This window comes from Rhodovulum tesquicola (genome assembly GCF_024128855.1).
Classification (GTDB): domain Bacteria; phylum Pseudomonadota; class Alphaproteobacteria; order Rhodobacterales; family Rhodobacteraceae; genus Rhodovulum; species Rhodovulum tesquicola.
Genome location: NZ_JAMYDV010000016.1, coordinates 25,160 through 48,224, shown reverse-complemented (window position 1 = coordinate 48,224; position 23,065 = coordinate 25,160). Strand labels below are relative to the sequence as shown.

The 23,065-nt window shown below is 67.8% G+C and carries 19 protein-coding genes and 1 tRNA gene; 7 read left to right on the top strand and 13 right to left on the bottom strand.

From position 1 onward, the window contains the following. Positions 1–40: 40 nt before the first annotated feature. The 3 genes from NHN26_RS13185 to NHN26_RS13175 form a co-directional block, all read right to left on the bottom strand. Positions 41–1,144, bottom strand: coding sequence for an ABC transporter ATP-binding protein (locus NHN26_RS13185; RefSeq protein ID WP_253089866.1), 1,104 nt, complete (start codon positions 1,142–1,144; stop codon positions 41–43). 457 nt (positions 1,145–1,601) lie between these two features. After that, positions 1,602–1,688 (bottom strand) — tRNA-Leu (locus NHN26_RS13180). 125 nt (positions 1,689–1,813) lie between these two features. Beyond that, on the bottom strand, positions 1,814–3,175 hold the full coding sequence (locus NHN26_RS13175; RefSeq protein WP_253089865.1) for a peptidoglycan-binding domain-containing protein: 1,362 nt from the start codon (positions 3,173–3,175) through the stop codon (positions 1,814–1,816). A gap of 118 nt (positions 3,176–3,293) precedes the next feature. Between NHN26_RS13175 and lipB the strand changes: the two genes are divergently transcribed. Beyond that, a complete protein-coding gene (gene lipB / locus NHN26_RS13170) occupies positions 3,294–3,977 on the top strand; it encodes a lipoyl(octanoyl) transferase LipB (protein WP_253089864.1) in 684 nt (227 codons plus the stop codon). Here lipB and NHN26_RS13165 read toward each other — a convergent pair. After that, a complete protein-coding gene (locus NHN26_RS13165; RefSeq protein ID WP_253089863.1) occupies positions 3,964–4,293 on the bottom strand; it encodes a hypothetical protein in 330 nt (109 codons plus the stop codon). The genes lipB and NHN26_RS13165 overlap by 14 nt on opposite strands. A 161-nt stretch (positions 4,294–4,454) precedes the next feature. Further along, positions 4,455–4,913, bottom strand: a complete 459-nt coding sequence (locus NHN26_RS13160; RefSeq protein WP_253089862.1) for a GatB/YqeY domain-containing protein — start codon at positions 4,911–4,913, stop codon at positions 4,455–4,457. A gap of 181 nt (positions 4,914–5,094) precedes the next feature. Between NHN26_RS13160 and carA the strand changes: the two genes are divergently transcribed. Further along, positions 5,095–6,249, top strand: coding sequence for a glutamine-hydrolyzing carbamoyl-phosphate synthase small subunit (gene carA, locus NHN26_RS13155; protein ID WP_253089861.1), 1,155 nt, complete (start codon positions 5,095–5,097; stop codon positions 6,247–6,249). A gap of 364 nt (positions 6,250–6,613) precedes the next feature. On the opposite strand, the gene NHN26_RS13150 is transcribed toward carA, so the two are convergent. Together NHN26_RS13150 and NHN26_RS13145 are read right to left on the bottom strand one after the other, a co-directional pair. Beyond that, positions 6,614–7,828 carry an META domain-containing protein gene (locus tag NHN26_RS13150; protein WP_253089860.1) on the bottom strand — a complete coding sequence of 405 codons (1,215 nt, stop codon included), beginning with the start codon at positions 7,826–7,828 and terminating at the stop codon, positions 6,614–6,616. A 66-nt stretch (positions 7,829–7,894) separates the two neighbouring features. After that, a complete protein-coding gene (locus tag NHN26_RS13145; protein ID WP_253089859.1) occupies positions 7,895–8,371 on the bottom strand; it encodes an Lrp/AsnC family transcriptional regulator in 477 nt (158 codons plus the stop codon). A 104-nt stretch (positions 8,372–8,475) separates the two neighbouring features. Between NHN26_RS13145 and putA the strand changes: the two genes are divergently transcribed. Continuing rightward, positions 8,476–11,937, top strand: a complete 3,462-nt coding sequence (putA, locus tag NHN26_RS13140; protein WP_253089858.1) for a bifunctional proline dehydrogenase/L-glutamate gamma-semialdehyde dehydrogenase PutA — start codon at positions 8,476–8,478, stop codon at positions 11,935–11,937. 31 nt (positions 11,938–11,968) lie between these two features. Further along, positions 11,969–12,709 carry a rhomboid family intramembrane serine protease gene (locus NHN26_RS13135; RefSeq protein WP_253089857.1) on the top strand — a complete coding sequence of 247 codons (741 nt, stop codon included), beginning with the start codon at positions 11,969–11,971 and terminating at the stop codon, positions 12,707–12,709. Between the two features lie 3 nt (positions 12,710–12,712). On the opposite strand, the gene NHN26_RS13130 is transcribed toward NHN26_RS13135, so the two are convergent. The 3 genes from NHN26_RS13130 to NHN26_RS13120 all read right to left on the bottom strand — a co-directional run bounded on the left by NHN26_RS13130 (position 12,713) and on the right by NHN26_RS13120 (position 16,171). Continuing rightward, positions 12,713–12,949 carry a hypothetical protein gene (locus tag NHN26_RS13130; protein WP_435594209.1) on the bottom strand — a complete coding sequence of 79 codons (237 nt, stop codon included), beginning with the start codon at positions 12,947–12,949 and terminating at the stop codon, positions 12,713–12,715. Between the two features lie 76 nt (positions 12,950–13,025). After that, entirely contained in the window at positions 13,026–13,814 is a 789-nt protein-coding gene (locus NHN26_RS13125; RefSeq protein WP_253089856.1) for an inositol monophosphatase family protein, read from the bottom strand. A 68-nt stretch (positions 13,815–13,882) separates the two neighbouring features. Beyond that, positions 13,883–16,171, bottom strand: a complete 2,289-nt coding sequence (locus tag NHN26_RS13120) for a xanthine dehydrogenase family protein molybdopterin-binding subunit (protein WP_253089855.1) — start codon at positions 16,169–16,171, stop codon at positions 13,883–13,885. 134 nt (positions 16,172–16,305) lie between these two features. Here NHN26_RS13120 and NHN26_RS13115 point away from each other — a divergent pair, with 134 nt between their 5' ends. Both NHN26_RS13115 and thrS read left to right on the top strand, forming a co-directional pair. Next, complete coding sequence (locus tag NHN26_RS13115) at positions 16,306–19,248, top strand: valine--tRNA ligase (RefSeq protein WP_253089854.1); 2,943 nt, start codon at positions 16,306–16,308, stop codon at positions 19,246–19,248. Between the two features lie 133 nt (positions 19,249–19,381). After that, on the top strand, positions 19,382–21,328 hold the full coding sequence (gene thrS, locus NHN26_RS13110) for a threonine--tRNA ligase (protein ID WP_253089890.1): 1,947 nt from the start codon (positions 19,382–19,384) through the stop codon (positions 21,326–21,328). Positions 21,329–21,330: 2 nt separating this feature from the next. Here thrS and NHN26_RS13105 read toward each other — a convergent pair whose 3' ends face one another. Continuing rightward, positions 21,331–21,687: a hypothetical protein gene (locus tag NHN26_RS13105; RefSeq protein ID WP_253089853.1), complete on the bottom strand. Its 357-nt coding sequence runs from the start codon at positions 21,685–21,687 to the stop codon at positions 21,331–21,333. Between the two features lie 30 nt (positions 21,688–21,717). Next, positions 21,718–22,062, bottom strand: a complete 345-nt coding sequence (locus NHN26_RS13100) for an arsenate reductase family protein (RefSeq protein ID WP_253089852.1) — start codon at positions 22,060–22,062, stop codon at positions 21,718–21,720. A 214-nt stretch (positions 22,063–22,276) separates the two neighbouring features. On the opposite strand from NHN26_RS13100, the gene NHN26_RS13095 reads away from it, so the two are divergent. Further along, a complete protein-coding gene (locus NHN26_RS13095; protein ID WP_132694903.1) occupies positions 22,277–22,483 on the top strand; it encodes a cold-shock protein in 207 nt (68 codons plus the stop codon). 105 nt (positions 22,484–22,588) lie between these two features. Here NHN26_RS13095 and NHN26_RS13090 read toward each other — a convergent pair whose 3' ends face one another. Continuing rightward, complete coding sequence (locus NHN26_RS13090) at positions 22,589–22,996, bottom strand: DUF2177 family protein (RefSeq protein WP_253089851.1); 408 nt, start codon at positions 22,994–22,996, stop codon at positions 22,589–22,591. Positions 22,997–23,065 lie beyond the last annotated feature (69 nt).

The window sequence follows — 23,065 nt, the reverse complement described above, 5'->3', positions numbered from 1 at the left end:
CAAGGGATCCGCTGCCCCGGGCGCGGCGGACCCGAAGCGGTCACGCGGGCGCGTCCAGCGCGCGGCAATCCTCGGGCAGCCAGCCGATCTCGATATGCTCGCCCGGCTTCATGCGGCGCTGATCGGGGGCGTTGCGGGTCTTGATGACGAAATCCTCGTTGCCAGCCACCCGCAACCGGGTGCGGTAGATGTCGCCCATATAGATGAATTCCAGCACCTCGGCATGGATCAGATGGGCATTGGGCGACAGCCGGTCCTTGTTGATCTCGACCCGTTCGGGCCGGATCGAGACCAGCGTCCGGTCGCCCGGCTTCCTGACATTCACGGGCTTGGCGTCGATCACCTCGCCATCGTCCAGTTCGACCAGCGCGACGCCGTTCTCGATCTCCTTGACGGTGCCCATCAGCGTGTTGTTCTCGCCGATGAACTGCGCGACAAAGCTGTTGACGGGCTGTTCATACAGCACGTCCGGCGCATCCAGTTGCTGGATGCGGCCATCGTTGAACACCGCCACCCGGTCGGACATGGTCAGCGCCTCGGTCTGGTCATGGGTGACATAGACCGTGGTGATCCCCAGATTATGCGCCAGCCGCGTGATCTCGAACTGCATGTGCTCGCGCAACTGCTTGTCCAGCGCGCCCAGCGGTTCGTCCATCAGCACCAGGTCCGGCTCGAAGACCAGCGCGCGCGCCAGCGCGATGCGCTGCTGCTGGCCGCCCGAAAGCTGCGCGGGGCGGCGTCCGCCGAACGCCCCCATCTGCACCATTTCAAGGGCGCGCTGGACCTTCTCCTCGCGCTCGGACTTGCCGAACTTGCGCACCTCCAGCGGGAAGGCCAGGTTCTCGGCCACCGTCATGTGCGGGAACAGCGCGTAGTTCTGGAACACCATGCCGATCCCGCGCTTGTGCGGCGGGATGTTGTTGATCGGCTTGCCGTCGAGCAGGATCTCGCCATGCGTGGCCGTCTCGAAGCCCGCCAGCATCATCAGGCAGGTGGTCTTGCCCGAACCCGACGGCCCAAGCATCGTCAGGAACTCGCCCTTGCCGATCGACAGGTTGAGATCTTTGACGACGAGCGTCTCGCCGTCATAGCTTTTCTGGACGCGGTCAAAGACCACGAACCCGTTGTCCGTTGCAGCGGTCAACCGTAACCCCCTGTTGTGCCGCGCGCCCTTGGTGGGCGCGTTCTGCCGGATCGTCCGTCCGATTGGCGAAACGGTATCATGTGCCCGCCCAAGTGCAACGCCGAACTTGGAAACAGACGAAAGACCCGGTTTTCCCCTTCTTTTCAACATTCAATCCGCGCAAGCCCCGCCGGATGCGCGCGGGAACGCGACATTTCCGGCGGCGGTTGCGACCGATTTCCGGCCTGCGCCGACCCGCCGGACCGTCGGCCCAAGACCTGAATGAGGGCGACGGCACTTGCCAGCGGAACCGCAAGGCAAGCCCGGCCCCGGCCCGCCCGATGCCCGGACTTTCGGCAGCCGCGCGGCCGGTTGCACAGGGCGCAGGCAGACCGGGCGCAGGACACGCCACGAACCACGATCAAGCCGCCCCGATGCGCGGGGCCGGGCGGCGTCCGTCCTGAGAAGGGAGAGAGACTGGTGCGGTCGAGAAGACTCGAACTTCCACGGGAGTTACCCCACAGCGACCTCAACGCTGCGCGTCTACCAATTCCGCCACGACCGCACGTGATCAGGTAGTGCGGCGCTTCTTAGCGGCTTGGCCAGCCGATGTGAAGGGGGATTTTGCACCCGTTTTCCGGGGTGCAGCCAAGGCGGGGGCGGCAATCGCCGCCGCCCCCGCACGGGCCGTCAGTTGTCGATCGCGAAGGTCGGCAGCGCCGCGGGTTGCGGCCGCGTTTCCCCCGTGGACAGCGACGCGCCACCGTCGCGCCCGCCCAGCCGGTAGGCCGCCTTGCGGATCAGGTCGGCGCGTTCGGGCTGGGCCGGGGCAAAGACCGGAACCACGCCGCGATCCGCCGCGCCCAGCGCGGTGTCGTACCAGTCCAGCGCCAGATCGACCCGCCGTGCGGCGCCGAATCCCTGCGCAAGGTGATGGCCCATCAGTTCGGCATAGACATCCTCGCCCAGCGCGGCCAGCAGCAGCCCCGAACCGATCGCCACATCCATGTTATCGGTCCGGTAGCCGACCGACAGGCAGACCCGCGCGGTGCCCGCAAGCTGGGCGGGCGGCATGCCCGAGCCCATCACGAAGCCGCGCACATCCTCAAGCACCTGCTCCTTCGGCTTGAACGACAGCGCCGCGACCTGATCCTTCAGCGCCGGACCGAACCCCGCGCATTGCTCGGCGATCTGGTCGGGCGTGACCCCGGGAATTCGGGCCGCCAGTTCCTCGCCCTCGGCGATGGCATAGGTCCGTGCAAGGCAGAACTGTTCCTCCAGCACGAAACCCGCATCGGTCATGCTGGCCGCCGTGGTGAAGCCGCCATTGCTGTTGGTCACCAGGCTGACCTTGTTGCAATGCGACGCCAGCGACTGGCCATTGCCCTGGCTGAGGAAATTCGGCAAGGCCGGTGTCGCGGCCACGGCCCCCGCGGCGGCCCCCGCGGCGGCGCCCACGGCAGCGGCGGTGACTGCGGGTTGCTGCGGCAAGGCCGGTTGCGGGTTGATGACGACGGTGGTGCCGGGCTGCACCGGCGCCCCGGGGACGATCATGCCGCCACCGGCAAGCTGCTGCTGATAGGTCTTCAGCAGGCCCCGCGTCCCCAGCGGGCTCGCCGCCACCATCTGCGAGGTCACTGCCCCGCCCGAAATCGCCCGGTGATAGGAGGTCACGAGGAAATCGCGCTCATAGAGGTTGAGGGTGCCGGTGGGCGCGTAGCCCATGAACGCCTGGTATTGCGAGATCGCGTTGCGCGAATTGCGCCCCAGCACGCCGTCCGGCGTGCCCGCGGGGAAGCCGAAATAGTTCAGCGAGGTCTGCACCTCGCGGTTCTGCGCGCGCGTTGCCGCCGAGACGCCCGGATTGGGCGCGGTCCGGCGCACCTGCTGTTGCGGGCGCTGGCGGTTCTTGTTCGCCTCGTTGACGATCACGCCACCGATGATCCCGCCGATGATTCCGCCCGCGATATCGCTTCCGCCCGCCGCGACCTGTGTGGCCGGTGTGGCTGCGACGCTGGCCGCAAGGCAGGCCATTGCAAATTTCTTCCTCATCATGCCATCTCTCCCGAAAAGCACTTTCGGCGCTGTCACACACGCGCGCCCGGCTACACCCGGATCAGCAAAGTGTCGCGGCGACCGGTGAAAGCTGTCAAGGCAGGAAAGGACGACCATGCGGCCGGAATGGACCGTTTTCGAGGGTTTTTCGTCCTATCCCGGGATCTGCGCCGCGATGGAGGCCCGCGCCGAGGCGATCGCGGCAGGCCGGGCCCGCGAGGCGATCTGGCTGGTCGAACATCCCCCGCTTTACACCGCGGGCACCTCGGCAAACCCTTCCGACCTGACGGATCCGGGCCGGTTTCCGGTGTTTCCCACGCCGCGCGGCGGGCAATACACCTATCACGGGCCGGGCCAGCGGGTGGTCTATGTGATGCTGGATGTGGGCGCGCGCGGGCGCGACGTGCGCCGATTCGTCTGGCAACTGGAGGAATGGGTGATCGCCACGCTGGCCGAGTTCAACGTCGCGGGCGAGCGGCGGGCGGGCCGCGTCGGCGTCTGGGTGGCCCGCCCCGACCTGCCCCCGGGCCCCACCGGCGCCCCACGCGAGGACAAGATCGCCGCCATCGGGGTGCGCCTGCGCCGCTGGATCAGCTTTCACGGGCTCTCGATCAATGTCGAACCCGACCTCACGCATTATGACGGAATCGTGCCCTGCGGCATCCGCGAACACGGCGTCACCAGCCTTGTCGATCTGGGCCTGCCCGTGACGATGGCCGATCTGGACGTGGCGCTGGCGCGGAATTTCGACCGGGCGTTCGGCCCTGCACCGCCGACCGCGCGGGTCAGTTGCGCGTGACCCGGTCGGTGATGTCCTTCATCGAGGGCCGCCCCTCGATCAGCAGCGAGTCGCGCCCGGGCGGCTCGGTCTGGTCCTGCCGCTCCATCAGGTCCTTCTCATAGGCCTGCGCCTTGAGCCGGAAGAACCGCTGGGCCAGGTCCTCGTACATCTCGCGCGCGAGCAGCAGGCCCATCACCAATGCGGTGAGGATGAAGATGAAATGCGAGTAGATGAAGAAGAACGCGATCAGGTGGCTCACGATCAGCACCAGCGCCGCGCCGCGCAGGATGACCGCGGGCCAGTCCTCGGGTCGCACGCTCTTGAGGAGTTTCATCAACATCGTTTTCGTCCTGTCTCGGTTCCGGCCATCAGCATAGCGCCGCGCGTGCATGGGCGAAACCCGCCCCCGACCTTCTAGCCCGTCTTTCCTAACAATCTCCTGCGAGGACATGGCGCCGCGCCGCGCGGATGCAAGCCCGCCCCCCTGCCCCGCCGTCAGGCAAGGCGCTCGCGCACCCTGGGGCCGACCGCGCCGAAATCCATGCGCCCCGCATAATCGGCCTTGAGCACGCCCATCACCCGACCCATGTCGCGGATCGAGGCGGCGCCGGTCCGCGCAATCGCGTCATCGACCGCCTGCGCCACCTCGGCCTCGCTCAGCTGGCGCGGCAGGAATTCCTCGATCACGGCGATCTCGGCGCGCTCGGCCTCCGCCAGATCGAGCCGCCCGCCCTCGTCATAGGCGCGCGCGCTTTCCTGGCGCTGCTTGATCATGCGGCCGAGGATCGCCAGAACCTCGGCCTCGCCCACGCCTTCCTCGACACCCTCGCCGCGCAGCGCGATATCCTTGTCCTTGATCGCGGCATTGATCAGCCGCAGCGTGCCCAGCCGCTCCGCTTCGCGGGACTTCATCGCGGCCGTCAGCGCGGTCGAGATGCGGGTTCTCAGGTCCATCGGGCATCCCCTGGCTCGGTTGCGCGTCAGGGGCGACAACATAGTGTCCCCCTCCGGGCGAGGCAAGCCCGGCCAAAAGGGTCAACCCATTGAAATCACGAAACTTCACATTTTGCCGCAACCCTTGATTCTTTGCCCCCCGGGGCCTAGTGTCCGCCGGATTCTGCCCAAGGAGAGCCCGATGTTCGCCGCCCCCCAAACCCGCCCGACCGCCTGCCTGACGCTCGCCGACGGCACCGTGTTCTACGGGCAAGGCTTCGGCGCGACCGGCGAGACGGTGGCGGAACTGTGCTTCAACACCGCCATGACCGGCTACCAGGAGATCATGACCGACCCCTCCTATGCCGGGCAGGTGGTGACCTTCACCTTCCCCCATGTCGGCAATGTCGGCGTCAATCCCGAGGATGACGAGACCGCCGAGCCGGTCGCCGCGGGCATGGTCGTCAAATGGGATCCGACCGAACCCTCGAACTGGCGCGCGGCCGGCGCGTTGAAGGACTGGCTGGCCCGGCGTGGCCGCATCGGCATCGGCGGCATCGACACCCGGCGCCTGACCCGCGCGATCCGCCAGCAGGGTGCGCCGCATGTGGCGCTGGCCCATGACCCCGAAGGCCGCTTCGACATCGAGAAGATGGTGGCCCGGGCGCGCGCCTGGTCGGGCCTTGTCGGCCTCGATCTGGCCCGCGACGTGACCTGCGCGCAAAGCTATCGCTGGGACGAGATGCGCTGGGCCTGGCCCCAGGGCCATCAGCGGCGCGAGGGGCCGGGACATCGGGTCGTCGCGCTGGATTATGGCGCGAAACGCAACATCCTGCGCTGCCTCGCCTCGGCGGGCTGTGACGTGACCGTCCTGCCCGCCACCGCCACCGCCGAGGACGTTCTGGCGCTGAACCCCGATGGCGTGTTCCTGTCGAACGGGCCGGGCGATCCGGCGGCGACCGGCGATTATGCCGTGCCGATGATCCGCAAGGTGCTGAAACGCGACATTCCGCTCTTCGGCATCTGCCTTGGCCACCAGATGCTGGCGCTGGCGCTGGGCGCGAAGACGATCAAGATGAACCACGGCCATCACGGCGCGAACCATCCGGTCAAGGATCTGGAAACCGGCAAGGTCGAGATCACCTCGATGAATCACGGCTTCACCGTGGACAGCCAGACCCTGCCCGCAGGCGTGGTCGAAACCCATGTCTCGCTCTTCGACGGCTCGAATTGCGGGATCCGCATGGCCGACCGGCCCGTGTTCAGCGTGCAGTATCACCCCGAGGCCAGCCCCGGCCCGCAGGACAGCTATTACCTGTTCGAACGCTTCGCCGCGGCGATGGCGGCGCGGGCCTGACCCCCCCCTTGGGGGGTGGTGCGGACGACGGGACTCGAACCCGTACTCTCGTGCGAGAAGCAGATTTTCGTACCACTTCGACTTTCGCCGCCGCCATCAGGCGTTCGTGGTCTGGACTGTCCCTTCGCCATGGCCAGCCTGGGCTTTAGGCGCCGCCCGTCCAGTCTCTACACCTTCCCCCGTGGGGGCTTGGCTCGGGATTGGCTTGGGGCCTTGGCCCGTTAGCGTTCCCCGAATTTGAGCGGTTCTGCACCGCGCGTTTCCGCGCGGGCACTCCAATCAAAGTCTGCTGCGTCTACCGATTTCGCCACGTCCGCAAGTCGCTGGCGCGGACCATAGCCGCCCGCCGCGCCAAGGGAAAGCCTCAGCGGCGCGCAGTCGCCAGAACCGCGTCCCCGCCGATCAGCACCAGCGCCCCGTCCTCCGTCACATCGAAGCGGTCAACCCGGTCCAGCACCTCGAAGAAGCGCCGCTCCTGATCCATCAGCGCCTCGGGACAGGCCATCATCGTCGCCGCGACCGGCCCGATGCGCAGCCCCTCGCCGGTCAGGTCCGCCCCGCCCATGAAGCGGTTGCAGCCGCCGCTGCCCGACACGCGCCCGTCACGGCCAAAGGCAATGCTGACATTCGAGGACTCGACGATGCCACCGCCCCCGATATCCTCGACCCGCCAGGGATGGGCGGCCAGCACGTCCAGCGGATCGCCACCGCAGCCCGACAGGCTTTGACCGCCGGTTTTAACCAAGGCCGTCGCGGGATAGGGCATGCCGGTCATCGTGTCGCGGCACAGTGCCTGTTCCAGCACCAGCACCAGATCCGCCCCTTCGGCGGCATAGCGGCGCGCGCCCTCCACGATCCCGGGCTCGGGCAGCGGCGCGGCGATCTCGGTCGCGCCATAGTCGCCCGCATAGCGCATCTGCCCGCCTGCGATCTCCAGCGTCCAGCCCGGTTCATTGCCCCGCGCGCGATAGCTGTCGCCCGGCAGCGCCGCCCGGCATTCTGGGAACTCCGCCCCGTGCAGGCGCAGCGTGGCGGCATCGCCCCTGGTCCAGATCCAGGTTTCCGGATCGCCCTCGGCCACGAATTTCGCCCCGGACGCCGTCACCTCCTGCACCAGATCGAAATACTGTCCCCCGATCCGCAGCCGCGCCCCTTCGCCGACAAAGCCCAGCTCCGCCACCAGCTCGCCGCAGCTCATCGTCGTGGCAAAGCCCATCGGGCGGAACCCCTTCAGCAGCACCTCGCCCGCCTCCACCGGCCCCTCGCCCGCCTCGATCGCGACCGCATCGCTCAGCCAGCGGATCTCGCCCTCCAGCCGAAGCGCCGCGCGCAGGCTGAACGCCCCGACCCCCGGCGCCTCGACCGCGAATTGCAGCGGCACCTGCGCGCCCCCGGTCGGCTGGCCCTCGCTGACCACGACCGCGCCCGCCCCGTCGCGCAGTTCCAGCAGCATCTCGGCCTCGGGCGGCAGCGCGATCCGCTCGCGATAGATCAGGCTGCCGGTGATGGCGCGCATCTCCTCGGCCAGCGCCGCCACGGGCAGCGCGACGCAGGTCAGCAGGCTCAGGACGAATCGCATGTCTCTCTCCCCGGTGGTTGTCCTGTGCAGAACTCTAGCACGCGCCGGGCGCCCCCGCGCAAACCCTCAGCCCGGCCGGGCAAGCCCCGCATCCTTCACCGCCTCCATCGCCACATGGGTCGAGGTATTGGCCACATGGGGCAGGCCCGACAGCCGCACGGCCATCACCTCGCGATAGCGCGCCATGTCGGCGGTGCGCACCTTCAGCAGGTAGTCGAACCCGCCCGCGATCATGTGGCATTCCTCGATTTCCGGGATCGCCCGTACCGCGGCGTTGAACGCCCGCAGCGCCGCCTCGCGCGTGTCCGACAGCCGCACCTCGACAAAGGCGACATGCGCCAGCCCCAGCCGGATCGGATTCAGCATCGCCCGGTAGCCGGTGATGATCCCCGCCTCCTCCAACCGCCGCATCCGCGCCAACGTCGGCGTCTTGGACAGCCCGATCCGGCGGGCAAGTTCGGCCACCGGGATGCGTCCCTCCCCGGCCAGAATGTCCAGAATCGCGCGGTCGTGGCGGTCCAGCGGCACGGGATCATCCGGCATCATCTTGCCCCCATTTTCAGACGGATCACCTGTCGAAATGTCCAAACCCGGCCGAACGGACCATCCCGACCACGCTATACTGTCCCATCAACAGGGAAAACGCCATGACCGACCAGATCGCCGCCCTCCGCACCCGGATCGAGGCCGCCACCTACGCGCCCGAAGGCCCGGCCCTGAAACGCCTGCTGGCCGAAACCGGGCTGGATATCGCCGCCCGCGCCCGCATCTGCACCGCCGCCGCCGATCTGGTCCGCGACATCCGCGCCCAGGACCGCCCCGGATTGATGGAGGTGTTCCTGGCCGAATACGGCCTTTCGACCGAAGAGGGCGTGGCGCTCATGTGCCTCGCCGAGGCGCTGCTGCGCGTCCCCGACGCCGAAACCATGGACGCCCTGATCGAGGACAAGATCGCGCCGTCGGACTGGGGCCGCCACCTTGGCAAATCCGCCTCGCCGCTGGTCAATGCCTCGACCTGGGCCTTGATGCTGACCGGCCGGGTGCTGGACGACCCCCAGCCCGGCCTTGCCGCCACGCTGAAAGGCGCGGTCCGGCGGCTGGGCGAGCCGGTGATCCGCGCCGCCGTCGCGCGCGTCATGCGCGAGATGGGCCGCCAGTTCGTCCTGGGCGAAACCATCGGGGCCGCCATGGACCGCGCCGCCGGGATGGAGGCGCGGGGCTACACCTATTCCTACGACATGCTGGGCGAGGCCGCCCGCACCGAGGCCGACGCCACCCGCTATCTGGACGCATATGCGCAGGCCATCGCCCGGATCGCCACGGCCGCCACATCCGCCGATATCCGCGCCAATCCCGGCATCTCGGTCAAGCTCTCGGCGCTGCACCCCCGCTACGAAGTCGCCCAGCGCGACCGGGTAATGGCCGAGCTTGCCCCGCGCCTGCTGCATCTGGCGCTGATGGCGCGCGAGGCCGGGATCGGCCTGAATGTCGATGCCGAGGAGGCCGACCGGCTGGCCCTCTCGCTCGACGTGATCGCCGCCGTGCTGGCCGATCCGCGCCTTGCCGGATGGGACGGGTTCGGCGTGGTGGTGCAGGCTTACGGCCCGCGCGCGGGGCTGGTGCTGGACTGGCTCCATGCGCTGGCCTGTCGCCTTGACCGCCGCCTGATGGTGCGGCTGGTCAAGGGCGCCTATTGGGATACAGAGATCAAGCGCGCACAGGTGATGGGCGTGGACGGCTTCCCGGTCTTCACCCGCAAGGCCGCGACCGATGTGAGCTACCTCGCCAATGCCCGCAGGTTGCTGGGCATGACCGACCGGATCTATCCGCAATTCGCCACGCATAACGCCCACACCGTCGCCGCGATCCTCGACATGGGCGCGGACCGCGAGGCGTTCGAATTCCAGCGCCTGCATGGCATGGGCGAGACGCTGCACGATCTGGTGATGGCCCGGCAGGACGGCGCCCGCTGCCGCATCTATGCCCCCGTCGGCGCACATCGCGACCTGCTGGCCTATCTCGTGCGGCGCCTGCTGGAGAACGGCGCGAACAGTTCCTTCGTCAACCGGATCGTGGACGAGACCGTGCCCCCCGAAGCCGTCGCCGCCGACCCGCTGGCCGAAATCGAGGCGCATCTGGACGCCCCCGAACATCCCGCGATTGCCCGCGCGCCTGCGCTGTTCGGCCCCGAACGCCGCAACTCCCGCGGCTGGGATCTGGCCCATGCCCCCGATCTGGCGATGATCGAGGCCGCGCGCGCGCCCCACCGCGCCACCCGGTTCGAGGCCGCCCCCCTGATCGCCGGGTCAACCGCGCCCGACGCGGCCGCGCCTGTCCTGAACCCGGCCGATCCGGCCGATATCGTGGGCCATGTCCGCCCGGCCTCGGCGGCGGATGTCGAAGCCGCGCTGGCCGCCGCCCGGCCGTGGAACGCGCCGCCCGCCGAACGCGCCGCGATCCTGCGCCGCGCCGCCAATCTCTACGAGGATCATTTCGGCGCGTTCTTCGCCCTTCTCGCGCGCGAGGCGGGCAAATGCCTGCCCGACGCGGTCGGCGAACTGCGCGAGGCGGTGGATTTCCTGCGCTATTACGCCGCCCGGGCCGAAACGCTGGACGCGCCGCCCCGCGGCGTCTTTGCCTGCATCTCGCCCTGGAACTTCCCGCTCGCGATCTTCACCGGCCAGATTTCAGCGGCGCTCGCCACGGGCAATGCAGTGCTGGCCAAACCCGCCGAACAGACCCCGCTGATCGCCCATTGCGCGGTCCGCCTGCTGCACGCGGCGGGCGTGCCGCGCGACGCGCTGCAACTGGTGCCCGGCGACGGCGCGACGGTGGGCGCGCGGCTGACCGCCGATCCCCGCGTCAAAGGCGTGGCCTTTACCGGCGCGACCGAAACCGCCCGGATCATCGCCCGCGCCATGGCCGACCACATGGCGCCGGGCACGCCGCTGATCGCGGAAACCGGCGGGCTGAACGCGATGGTGGTGGATTCGACCGCGCTGCCGGAACAGGCGGTGCGCGACGTGATCGCCTCGGCCTTCCAGTCGGCGGGCCAGCGCTGTTCGGCGCTGCGCTGCCTTTATGTGCAGCAGGACATCGCCGACGCTTTCCTGACCATGCTGACCGGCGCCATGGCCGAGCTGCGACTGGGGGATCCCTGGCACCTCGACACCGATATCGGCCCGCTGATCGAGGCCGCCGCCCTTCGCGACTTCTCCGCCCATATCGCCCGGGCCCGGGCCGAAACCCGCGTGCTGTGGCAGGCCCCGGCGCCCGGAACCGGCCATTTCCTGTCGCCCACGCTGATCCGCGTGCCCGGCATCGCCGCCCTCGACCGCGAGATCTTCGGCCCCGTCCTGCATGTCGCCACCTTCCGCGCCGAGGAGCTGGATGCCGTGATCGACGCGGTCAACGCCAACGGCTACGGCCTGACCTTCGGGCTGCATTCGCGCATCGACGACCGCGTGCAGCACGCAGCCGAGCGGCTGGCGGTCGGCAACCTCTATGTCAACCGCAACCAGATCGGCGCCGTGGTGGGCAGCCAGCCCTTCGGCGGCGAGGGGCTCTCGGGCACCGGCCCCAAGGCGGGCGGGCCGACCTACCTGCCCCGCTTCACCGCCCGCCCCGCCCCCGCGCTGGCAACCACCCCCGAGGGCCGCGCGACCGCCGACACCCTGTCCCGCGCGCTGGCCGAAGCCCCCCCCGCAAAGGACAGCGAGACCTCTGCCCTGCCCGGCCCCACCGGCGAATCGAACCGCCTGTCCACCCATCCCCGACCGCCCCTGCTCTGCCTCGGCCCCGGCCGGGCGGCGGCCGAGGCGCAGGCCGCAGCGGTGCTCGCGCTGGGCGGGTCCGCCGTGCCCGTAACGGCGGCCCTGCCCCCCGATCTGCTGGAGCATCTCACCGGGTTCTCGGGCGTGCTCTGGTGGGGCGACACCGCCACCGGGCGCACCTATGCGCAGGCGCTGGCGCGGCGGGGCGGCCCGCTGATCCCGCTGATTACCGGCCTGCCCGATACCGCCCATGCCCGCCATGAACGGCATCTGTGCATCGACACCACTGCCTCGGGCGGGAATGCCGCGCTGCTGGCGCAGGTCGGTTCCGCTTGACCGGCGGCTGCCAGCGGCTAGCCTCGGCCCCATGTTCCCACTGCGCGATCACAACCCGTCGACCAGGACGCCCTTTGTCGTCTATGCCCTGATCGCGGCCAATGTGATCGTGTTCCTGTCCTACTGGGGCCTCTTCGCCAACCCCGTGGCGCTGGACCGGTTCTTCATGGACTGGGCGCTGATCCCCGCCGCGATCAGCGAAGGGATGCACCTGCACGGGCTGTTCACCTCGATGTTCCTGCATGGCGGGCTGCTGCATCTGGGCGGCAACATGCTGTTTTTGTGGATCTTCGGCGACAACCTGGAAGAGGAGTTCGGCCATCTGGGCTTTCTGGCCTTCTACCTTGCCGGGGGGCTGGCCGCGGGGCTGGCGCAATATGTGACGGCGCCCTATTCCACCGTGCCGATGGTCGGCGCCTCGGGCGCCATCGCGGCGGTGATGGGGGGGTATCTGCTGCTGTTTCCCAGGGCGCGGGTCGATATCCTGATCTTCCTGATCATCATCATCCGCATCCTGCCGGTGCCCGCCTGGCTGATGCTGGGGCTGTGGTTCGGCTTGCAGCTCTTCGCGGGGGTCTCGACGCCCAGCGACGCGGGCGGGGTCGCCTATTGGGCACATGCGGGCGGCTTCGTCGCGGGGCTGGCCCTGACCCTGCCGCTCTGGCTGCGGCGCGGCGGGCCGGGCTTCTGGGCGCGCACCCATGGCCACCCGCCGCACCCCGAGGCACGCTATCGTCCGACCACGATTCCGCCCGTCAGGCGGCGGCGCTAGGCGTCATTTCAGCACCGTGTCCAGCCGCGTCACCTTGGCCCCGCTCAGACCCTCGCCCACGGTTTCGCCCATCCTGTAAAGTCCGGTATTGACCGAGGTGAACACGCCGATGCAAAGGCCGACAAGGGCGGCGGTCAGCACCACCCAGTCGACCGTCACGGCACCGTCCTCGTCCGACAGGAAGGCCGCGCACCGCGCCCCAAATCCGGTTCCGGCCGCCGAAATCGTCCCCATGCCCATCTTGCGCGTCCCTCGCTGAGTCCCTTCGGTGAGTCTCGCCAGAGATAGGGGCAGAACGATGGCGGGCCGCGGGCCGTTAAGTGTTTCTTATCAGTTTCGCGAAGGGCTCGTAGAGCGCGGTATTGGCGACCATCACATCGCCATGCACCAGCGGGTCATGGCCCTCGCGCAGCGGGCCGACCATGCCGCCCGCCTCGCGCACCAGGATCAGCCCCGCGGCCAGGTCCCAGGCGTTCAGCTCGCGTTCCCAATAGCCGTCATAGCGCCCGGCCGCGACATAGGCGAGGTCCAGCGCCGCCGAGCCCCAGCGCCGCACGCCCGCGCAATGCGGCATCAGCCGGGCCAGGTCCTGCAAGGTGGCGGGCAGGGTCTTCTTGGCAGCGAACGGAACGCCCGTGGCAAAGATCGCCTCGATCATGCGCGCGCGCCCCGACACGCGCAGACGGCGTTCGTTCATCCAGGCCCCCGCGCCCTTCTCGGCGACGAACATCTCGTCCTTGGCCGCGTCAAAGATCACGCCCGCGACGATCTCGCCCTTGTGTTCCAGCGCGATGGAAATCGCCCAATGCGGCAGCCCGTGCAGGAAATTCGTGGTCCCGTCCAGCGGATCGACGATCCAGCGCCGCGTGGGATCCTCGCCCGCTTCCTCGCCGGTTTCCTCGCCCAGCCAGCCGTAATTCGGCCGCGCGCCGCGCAATTCCTCCTTCAGGATCTTCTCGGCCGCCATGTCGGCGCGGCTGACGAAATCCCCCGCCCCCTTCATCGAGACCTGAAGGTTCTCGACCTCGCGGAAATCCTTGACGAGGCTGCGCCCCGCCTTGCGCGCGGCCTTGATCATGATGTTGAGATTGGCGCTGCCTTGCATCGGTCTCTCCTTGGGCTTGCGCCGCCATACACGCGGGGGCAGGCGGTGCCAAGGGGCAGGGTCCGGGTTCAGCCCGCCGCGCGCAGCATCTGCCAGACCCGGTGCGGCGTGAACGGCATGTCGGCCTGCCGCACGCCGCGCTCCCACAGCGCATCCGCGACCGCGTTCGCGATGGCCGCCAGCGCCCCCACCGTGCCCGCCTCGCCGCAGCCCTTCATGCCCAGCGGGTTCGCGGTCGAGGGCACGGATTCGGTGGTGAAGGTGACAAAGGGCAGATCGTCGGCGCGCGGCATGGCGTAATCCATGAAGCTCGCGCTCAGCAACTGGCCGGTCTCGTCATGCACCGCGCGTTCGCACAGCACCTGCCCCAGCCCCTGCGCGATGCCGCCATGCACCTGCCCCTCGACCAGTTGCGGGGCGATCAGCGTGCCGAAATCGTCGGTGACGGTGTATTTCACCAGTTCGGTCCTGCCGGTCTCGGGGTCGATCTCGACCTCGGCGACATGCGCGCCATTGGGATAGGACCGCCCCGGCAGCCGGTATTCGGCGCGGTGGCGCAGCAGATCCGCCCGCCCCGCGGCCCGCGCCATCAGGGCTGCCTCGCACAGCGTCGGCGTCAGGTTCGAGCCCGGCGCGCGGAATGTCTCGCCATCAAAGGCCAGATCGGCCGGATCGACCCCCATCCGCTCGGCCAGAAACGGGGTGAACGCGGCCAGCATCGCCTGAACCGTGGCCAGCGTCGCGCTGCCCTGCGTCGTCACCGACCGCGACCCGCCCGTGCCGCCCCCCGTCGCGATCCGGTCGCTGTCGCCCTGGATCACGCGGATATCTTCCACCGGGATGCCGCTGCGTTCGGACAGGAAGCGGGCATAGACCGTCTCGTGCCCCTGCCCGTTCGACTGCGTGCCGACATAAAGGTTCACGCCGCCATCCTCGCAGAACTCGACCTCCGCCGCCTCGGACGGATCGCCCAGGATCGCTTCGATGTAATAGCACAGCCCCAGCCCGCGCAGCCGCCCGCGCGCCGCACTCTCGGCCTTGCGCCCCGCGAACCCCGCCACATCGGCAACGCCATGCACCCGATCCAGAACCCGGCCGAAATCGCCCACGTCATAGGTCTCGCCCGTCGGCGTGCGATAGGGAAAGGCATCCCGCCCGATGAAGTTCCGCCGCCGCAACTCCCACGGATCCACGCCCAGCACGCGGGCGGCATGGTCCATCGCGCGTTCGAGGGCATAGATCGCCTCGGGCCGGCCCGCACCGCGATAGGCGTCAACCGGGGTGGTGTTGGTAAAGACCCCCTGCACCCCGAGATATGCGGCGGGAATGTCATAGGCCCCGGTCAGCACCTTGGCGAACAGCCTGGACTGAATCGGCTGGGCGTTCTCGGAATTGTAGGCCCCCAGATTCGAGACATTGCCAACCCGGTAGCCGATGATCCGGTGCCCCGCATCGAAGGCCAGTTCCACAGTCGAGACCAGATCGCGCCCGGCATTGTCGCTCAGCATCGCCTCGGTGCGCTCCGACATCCAGCGCACCGGGCGCCCCAGCATCCGCGCGGCCTGGGCGATGACGTAATATTCGGGATAGCTCATCGCCTTCATCCCGAAGCCGCCGCCCACATCGGGGTTGGTCACCCGCACCGCGTCCCCGGGCAGGTTCAGCATCCGCGCCAGCCGCGCCTTCTGGTCCCACACGCCCTGCCCGTTCACGCACAGATGCAGCCGCCCGCCCTGCCATTCGGCCCAGCAGCCGCGCGGCTCCATCGCGTTCACGATCACCCGGTGATCCGCCACCTCCAGCTTGACCACATGCGCGGCCGCGGCAAACGCCGCCTCGACCGCCGCCGCATCCCCCATCGCCCAGTCATAGGCCAGGTTGCCCGGCGCGGCCGGATGGATCGCGTCCCCGCCCGGGGCCAGCGCCAGATGCGGCGGCAATTCCTCGATCTCCAGCCCGATCGCCTCAAGCGCATCGCGCGCCTGATCCGGCCTGTCGGCCACCACCACCGCCACCGCCTCGCCCACGAACCGCACCCGGTCCCGCGCCAGCAGCGGCCGCGCCGTCGCCGCCCCCGAACTGCCATCGCGGTTGCGCACGAGGGCGGCCTCCATCTCCAGCGTCACGCCCGCCGCCCGCAGGTCCCCGGCCGTCAGCACCAGATGCACCCCCTCCGCCGCCCGCGCCGCCGCCACGTCCAGCGCCGCGATCCGGCCATGCGCGACGGGGCTGCGCAGGAACAGCGCATGCAGCGCATCGGCAGGCGCGATATCGTCCACATAGCGCCCCTGCCCGGTCAGGAAGCGGCGATCCTCGATCCGCCCGCCCGGCTGGCTCTGGCCGAATTTGCTGTCCATCCCGTGTCCCCCTGCTGTCGGGCCGGACGATAGCGGCCATGCCGCCCCTGTCCAGCCCCGCCGGGGCTTGGCCTTGGCCCGGGCATTCGCTAAGTCACGCGCCAATGCCCATCCGATGCCGAGGACCGCGCCCCATGCCGATGGAAAAGACCTTCAACGCCGCCGAGGCCGAGGCCCGCCTGTATGACGCCTGGGAAAAGGCCGGGTGCTTCACGGCCGGGGCGAACGCGTCCCGCCCCGAAACCTTCTGCATCATGATCCCGCCGCCCAACGTCACCGGCAGCCTGCATATGGGCCACGCCTTCAACAACACGCTGCAGGACATCCTCGTGCGCTGGCACCGGATGCGCGGCTTCGACACGCTCTGGCAGCCGGGGCAGGACCATGCGGGCATCGCGACCCAGATGGTCGTGGAACGCGAACTGGCCAAGGCGGGCAAGCCCGGCCGCCGCGAAATGGGGCGTGAGGAGTTCCTGAAAACCGTCTGGGAATGGAAGCAGCAATCCGGCGGCACCATCATCAACCAGCTCAAACGGCTGGGGGCCTCCTGCGACTGGTCGCGCAACGCCTTCACCATGTCGGGTGCGCCCGGGGCACCGGAGGGCGAGGAGGGCAATTTCCACGATGCCGTCATCAAGGTCTTCGTCGATCTCTACGACAAGGGCTACATCTACCGCGGCAAGCGGCTGGTGAACTGGGATCCGCATTTCGAGACCGCGATTTCCGATCTCGAGGTCGAACAGGTCGAGGTCGATGGCGCGATGTGGCGCCTGCGCTACCCGCTGGAGGATGGCGCGACCTGGGACCGCCCCACCGAATGGGATGACGAGGGCAACGTCACCGCGACCGAACCCTGCCCCTATCTGGTCGTCGCCACGACCCGCCCCGAGACGATGCTGGGCGACACCGGCGTGGCCGTCCATCCCGAGGATGCGCGCTACAAGCACCTGATCGGCAAGACCGTCCGCCTGCCGCTGTGCGGCCGGTCCATCCCCATCGTGGCCGACGAATATGCCGACCCGGCCAAGGGCACGGGCGCGGTCAAGATCACGCCTGCGCATGACTTCAACGACTGGGAAGTGGGCCAACGCGCGGGGCTGCGCGCCATCAACGTGATGACCACCCGCGCGGCGATGTTCCTCAAGGACAACCGCGATTTCGCCGAGGGCTGCGACCCCGACCTCGTCGCCAAGGCCATCGAGCGTCTGGACGGCGCCGACCGCTACGCCGCGCGCGAGGCGATCATCAACGAGGCCAGTGACGATGGCTGGCTCGACGGCATCGACCCCGACCGCCACATGGTCCCCCATGGCGACCGCTCGAAGGTCGCCATCGAGCCCTACCTGACCGACCAGTGGTTCGTGGACACCGCCAAGATCGTGGAACCGGCGCTCGCCGCCGTCCGCGAGGGCCGCACCCGGATTCTGCCCGAGCAGCACGAAAAGGTCTATTTCCACTGGCTGGAAAACATCGAGCCCTGGTGCATCAGCCGCCAGCTCTGGTGGGGGCACCAGATCCCGGTTTGGTATGGGCCGAAGAAAACGAAAGGTGGTGGCCGCAGCTTCTCTGTTGTCTTTGGACGAACGGATACGGACAAGGAGTTTTGTGGAGCAAACGAAGAAGAAATCAGGCGCATTGCCGAGGAATACTACGGCGAGAGCGTTGAGCTTTGTGACTCCCAGCCAGAAGCTGTCAAGAGGAATGGGAGAAACCTGCTTCCCTCCGGCGCAGTACACCGGACACCAATAGCTCTCTATCGCGACCCCGACGTTCTCGACACCTGGTTCTCCTCCGGCCTTTGGCCCATCGGCACGCTGGGCTGGCCCGAGGACACGCCGGAACTGCAAAAATACTTCCCCACCGATGTCCTGATCACCGGCTTCGACATCATCTTCTTCTGGGTCGCCCGGATGATGATGATGCAACTGGCCGTGGTGGACCGGGTCCCCTTCCACACCGTCTATGTCCACGCCCTCGTCCGCGACGAGAAGGGCAAGAAGATGTCGAAATCCTTGGGCAACGTCCTCGACCCGCTGGACCTGATCGACGAATTCGGCGCCGACGCGGTGCGCTTCACCCTAACCGCCATGGCCGCGATGGGGCGCGACCTGAAGCTCTCGACCAGCCGCATCGCGGGCTATCGCAATTTCGGAACCAAGCTCTGGAACGCCGCCCGCTTCGCGGAAATGAACGGCGTGTTTTCCGACGAAAGTCCGATGGAAGTCCGACGCAAACCCGATGCAAGTCAGACAGTGAACCGCTGGATCATCGGCGAAACCGCAAAAGTCCGCCAAGCCGTTGACGACGCACTGGAAAACTACCGTTTCAACGACGCGGCCAACGCGCTTTACGGCTTCGTCTGGGGCAAGGTCTGCGACTGGTATGTCGAGTTCTCCAAACCTTTGCTTCTGGACGGAAGTCCCGAAGAACAAAGGGAAACCCGCGCCACCATGGCCTGGGTCCTGGACCAGTGCCTGATCCTGCTGCACCCGATCATGCCCTTCATCACCGAAGACCTCTGGACCACCACCGCCACCCGAAAAAAAATGCTGGTCCATGCCGACTGGCCGACCTATGGCGCCGAGCTGATCGACCCGGACGCCGACCGCGAGATGAATTGGGTCATTGATCTCATTGAAGAAATCCGCTCGGCCCGCGCCCAGATGGGCGTGCCCGCAGGCGCCCAGATCCCGATGCTCGCCACCCAGATCGACCCCGCCGCCCGCAAAGCCTGGGACCGCAACGAGGCCCTGATCCGCAAGCTGGCCCGCGTCGAAAGCCTGAGCGAAGTCAATGACCTGCCCAAGGGCTGCGTGACCATCGCGGTCGAGGGCGGCAGTTTCGCCCTGCCGCTGGCAGGCATCGTCGATGTCGCCGCCGAAAAGACCCGGCTGGAAAAAAGCCTGGCCAAGCTCGAAAAGGAACTGGCCGGGCTGACGGGGCGGCTGAACAACCCCAAATTCATCGACAGCGCACCCGAAGACGTGGTCGAGGAAACCCGCGACCTGGCCGCGGCCAAGCAGGACGAGGCCGCCAAGCTGCGCGCGGCGCTTGCCCGGCTGGCGGAACTGGGCTGAGGGCAGGCGGTGGGTTGACACCCACCCCACGCAGCCCCGCCGTCTTGACTTGCCCAACGGCCGGGTTCATCAGGGGCGCGACATCACCCGCAACCGGGCGTTCCGTGGGCGCCAAACCGACGAGGAGGCCGATATGGGCCAGATCACGCTGACCTTCCCCGATGGCAATCACCGCAGCTACCCGGCCGGCACGACCCCGGCCGAGGTCGCCGCCTCGATTTCCAACTCTCTGGCGAAAAAGGCGATCTCGGCCCAGGTGAACGGAAGCCATTTCGACCTGCAATGGCCCATTACCGAGGATGCGGCCATAGCCATCAACACGATGCAGGACGACGGCCCCGCGCTCGAACTGATCCGCCACGACCTGGCGCATATCATGGCCCGCGCGGTGCAGGAGCTTTGGCCCGACGTCAAGGTGACCATCGGCCCGGTGATCGAGAATGGCTGGTATTACGATTTCGACCGCCAAGACCCCTTTACGCCCGAGGATCTGGGCAAGATCGAAGCGAAGATGAAAGAGATCATCAACCGCCGCGATCCGGTGACCACGGAAATCTGGGACCGTGACCGCGCGGTGAAATATTACGAGGCCAATAACGAACCGTACAAGGTGGAACTGGTCGGCATGATCCCCGAGGGCCAGCCGATCCGCATGTATTGGCACGGCCATTGGCAGGATCTGTGCCGCGGCCCGCATCTGCAACACACGGGCCAATTGCCCGCCGATGCCTTCAGGCTGATGAAGGTCGCGGGCGCCTATTGGCGGGGCGACAGCAGTCGGCCGATGCTGCAACGGATCTATGGCGTGGCGTTCCGCAACCGGCAGGATCTGAAGGATTACCTGACCTTCCTCGAAGAGGCCGAGAAACGCGACCATCGGCGGCTGGGCCGGGAAATGGACCTGTTCCACATGCAGGAAGAAGCGCCGGGCCAGGTGTTCTGGCACCCCAATGGCTGGCGCATCTACACGGTCTTGCAGGATTACATGCGGCGGCGGCAGAACGCGAATGGCTATGTCGAGGTGAACACCCCGCAGGTGGTAGACCGCCGCCTCTGGGAAGCCTCCGGCCATTGGGAAAAGTATCAGGAGCACATGTTCATCGTCGAAGTGGACGAGGAGCATGCGCGCGAGAAATCGGTCAATGCGCTCAAGCCGATGAATTGCCCCTGCCATGTGCAGATCTTCAACCAGGGGCTCAAATCCTATCGCGACCTGCCCCTGCGCATGGCCGAATTCGGCTCGTGCAACCGCTATGAACCTTCGGGGGCGCTGCATGGCATCATGCGGGTGCGCGGCTTTACCCAGGACGATGCGCATATCTTCTGCCGCGAGGCCCAGATCGAGGAGGAAACCCGCCGCTTCATCGCGATGCTCAGCGCGATCTATGCCGATCTCGGCTTCGAGAAGTTCCGGGTGAAGTTCTCGGACCGCCCCGAGATGCGCGCGGGCAGCGACGAGGTCTGGGACAAGGCCGAAACGGCGCTGAAAGCGGCGACCGAGGCGGCGGGCTATGCCTACGAACTGAACCCGGGCGAAGGCGCCTTCTACGGGCCCAAGCTGGAATTCGTGCTGACCGACGCCATCGGGCGCGACTGGCAATGCGGCACCTTGCAGGTGGATTTCGTGCTGCCCGAACGGCTGGACGCCACCTATATCGGCGAGGATGGCGCGAAACACCGCCCCGTCATGCTGCACCGCGCGATCCTGGGCAGCTTCGAGCGGTTCATCGGCATCCTGATCGAGAACTTCGCCGGGAAACTGCCGTTCTGGCTGGCGCCGCGGCAGGTGGTGGTGGCCTCGATCGTGTCGGATGCGGACGATTTCGTGCGCGAGGTGGTGGCCCGGCTGGTGGCGGCGGGCGTGCGGGCCGAGGCCGATATCCGAAACGAAAAGATCAACTACAAGGTCCGCGAACACAGCCTTGGAAAGGTGCCCGTGATCCTCGCCATCGGCGGCCGCGAGGTCGAGGAGCGGACCGTGACCCTGCGCCGGCTGGGCGAACAGGGCACGCAAACCGTGGCGCTGGACGCTGTGGTGGCAGAGCTCGCCGCGGCCGCCCTGCCCCCCGATCTGGTCTGATCTCAGGCCGTGTCCGGGCGGCGGGCGGCCAGCGCCAGCACGCCGCCCAGACCGCACATCGCGATGGGGAACATGGTGAAGACGTTGAAGCCAAAGCCCCAATACATCCCCGCGCAGGAAACCAGCATCATCAGCCCGCCCACGACGTTCTGGGCCCGCGCCATCGCGCCCCCGGCAATCGCGAGGATCGGCGCCAGAAGCGAGATGATGCGCGTGCGCTCGGGGTTGTCGACCTGCCGGGCCAGATCGCCGATCTCGCCGAAACTTTCGATGAAGACGGTGTAGCCATAGCCGAAAAAGCCCACGATCAGGCCCAGCAGGCCCGCGATCACCCCAAGGGTCAGGGCGGCGTTGCGCATTGATCGACTCCTTGCCTGTCTCGGCTCGATCTAGGCGCCCGGCGCGGCCTTGCCAAGCAGTTCCTCCTGCACCTCGCGGCCCCAGCCCAGGTACAGCCGCCCGTCCACCTCGATCACCGGGCGCTTCATCAGGGCCGGATGGGCGGCCAGGAGGGCGGTCGGATCTTTCGCACGCTCGGCCTCTGGCAGGGCGCGCCAGGTGGTCGAGCGATGGTTGACGAGGGTATTGCCGAAGGCGGCGAGGAAGTGGGCGATTTCGGCCGGGGCGAGCGGGGTTTCGCGCAGGTCGCGCAGCTCTGCGGGGTGGCCCGCGGCCTTCAGCGCGGCGCGGGCCTTTCGGCAGGAATCGCATGTTTTCAAGCCATAAACGATCATTCGGGACTCCTTTTCGGTGCAGTATGGCGGGAAAAGGGGCCTTGTAAACTTCACTTGATTTTGGGTTGATTCGTCCCGCATGCTTTCGCCCCGTGACGGCAGACGACCTGGGCGACCGCTCCTCTTTCGGGGCAGCCGGAAGACTGGAAGACCTGGCTGTGACCCGCGCCCGGCAATTCCGCGGGGGCGGAAACCGAAGATGGAGAGGATGACGATGCCCACCGGCACCGTGAAATGGTTCAATACTACCAAGGGCTTCGGGTTCATTGCGCCCGATGACGGCGGCAAGGACGTGTTCGTGCATATCTCGGCGGTGGAGCGCGCCGGGCTGACCGGGCTGGCCGACAACCAGAAGGTCGCCTTCGAGATGATCGAGGGCCGCGACGGGCGGAAATCGGCGGGCGAGCTGCGGCTGCTCTGACTCCGCCAAATCGGAATTCCATATGATTTCCATATGAATTCCATCGGACCTTTTTCCGGCGGCGGCCCGGGTTAACGGGCCGCACGCTGTCGTTTTGCCTGTTTTTCAGGCAATCGCCCGCGCAACCGTCACGCCGACCCAGGCCGAGACGCCGGTCAGCGCCGCGCCCCAGGTCGTGTCGACGACGACCTGGACGACCGACCAGTTCCTGAGCGTGGCCCAGTTGGTGAATTCATAGGTGCCATAGGCCATCGCGCCGAGGATGGCGCCCTGCACCAGCGCCTGCATCGGATCGCCCGCCGCCAGCGCGGGGCGCGAGACCAGATAGACCAGCCCCGCGACATAGGCGAGGTAGAACAGCGCCGCCGCGCCCAGCCGCGGGCTGTCGAGCAGCCAGTCGCCGACATAACGCTCGAACAGCGGCCGCATGAATTTGGTCAGCATCACCGCATCGACGGCGAGAAAGAAGATCGCGGTGACGAGATAGAGAACGATCAGCGTGACGACCGACATGGAGCCCCCCTTTGCTTTCCTGGTGATCCTAGGGCGCGGGGCGGGGGTGGGCAATGCGGGAGCGTGGCG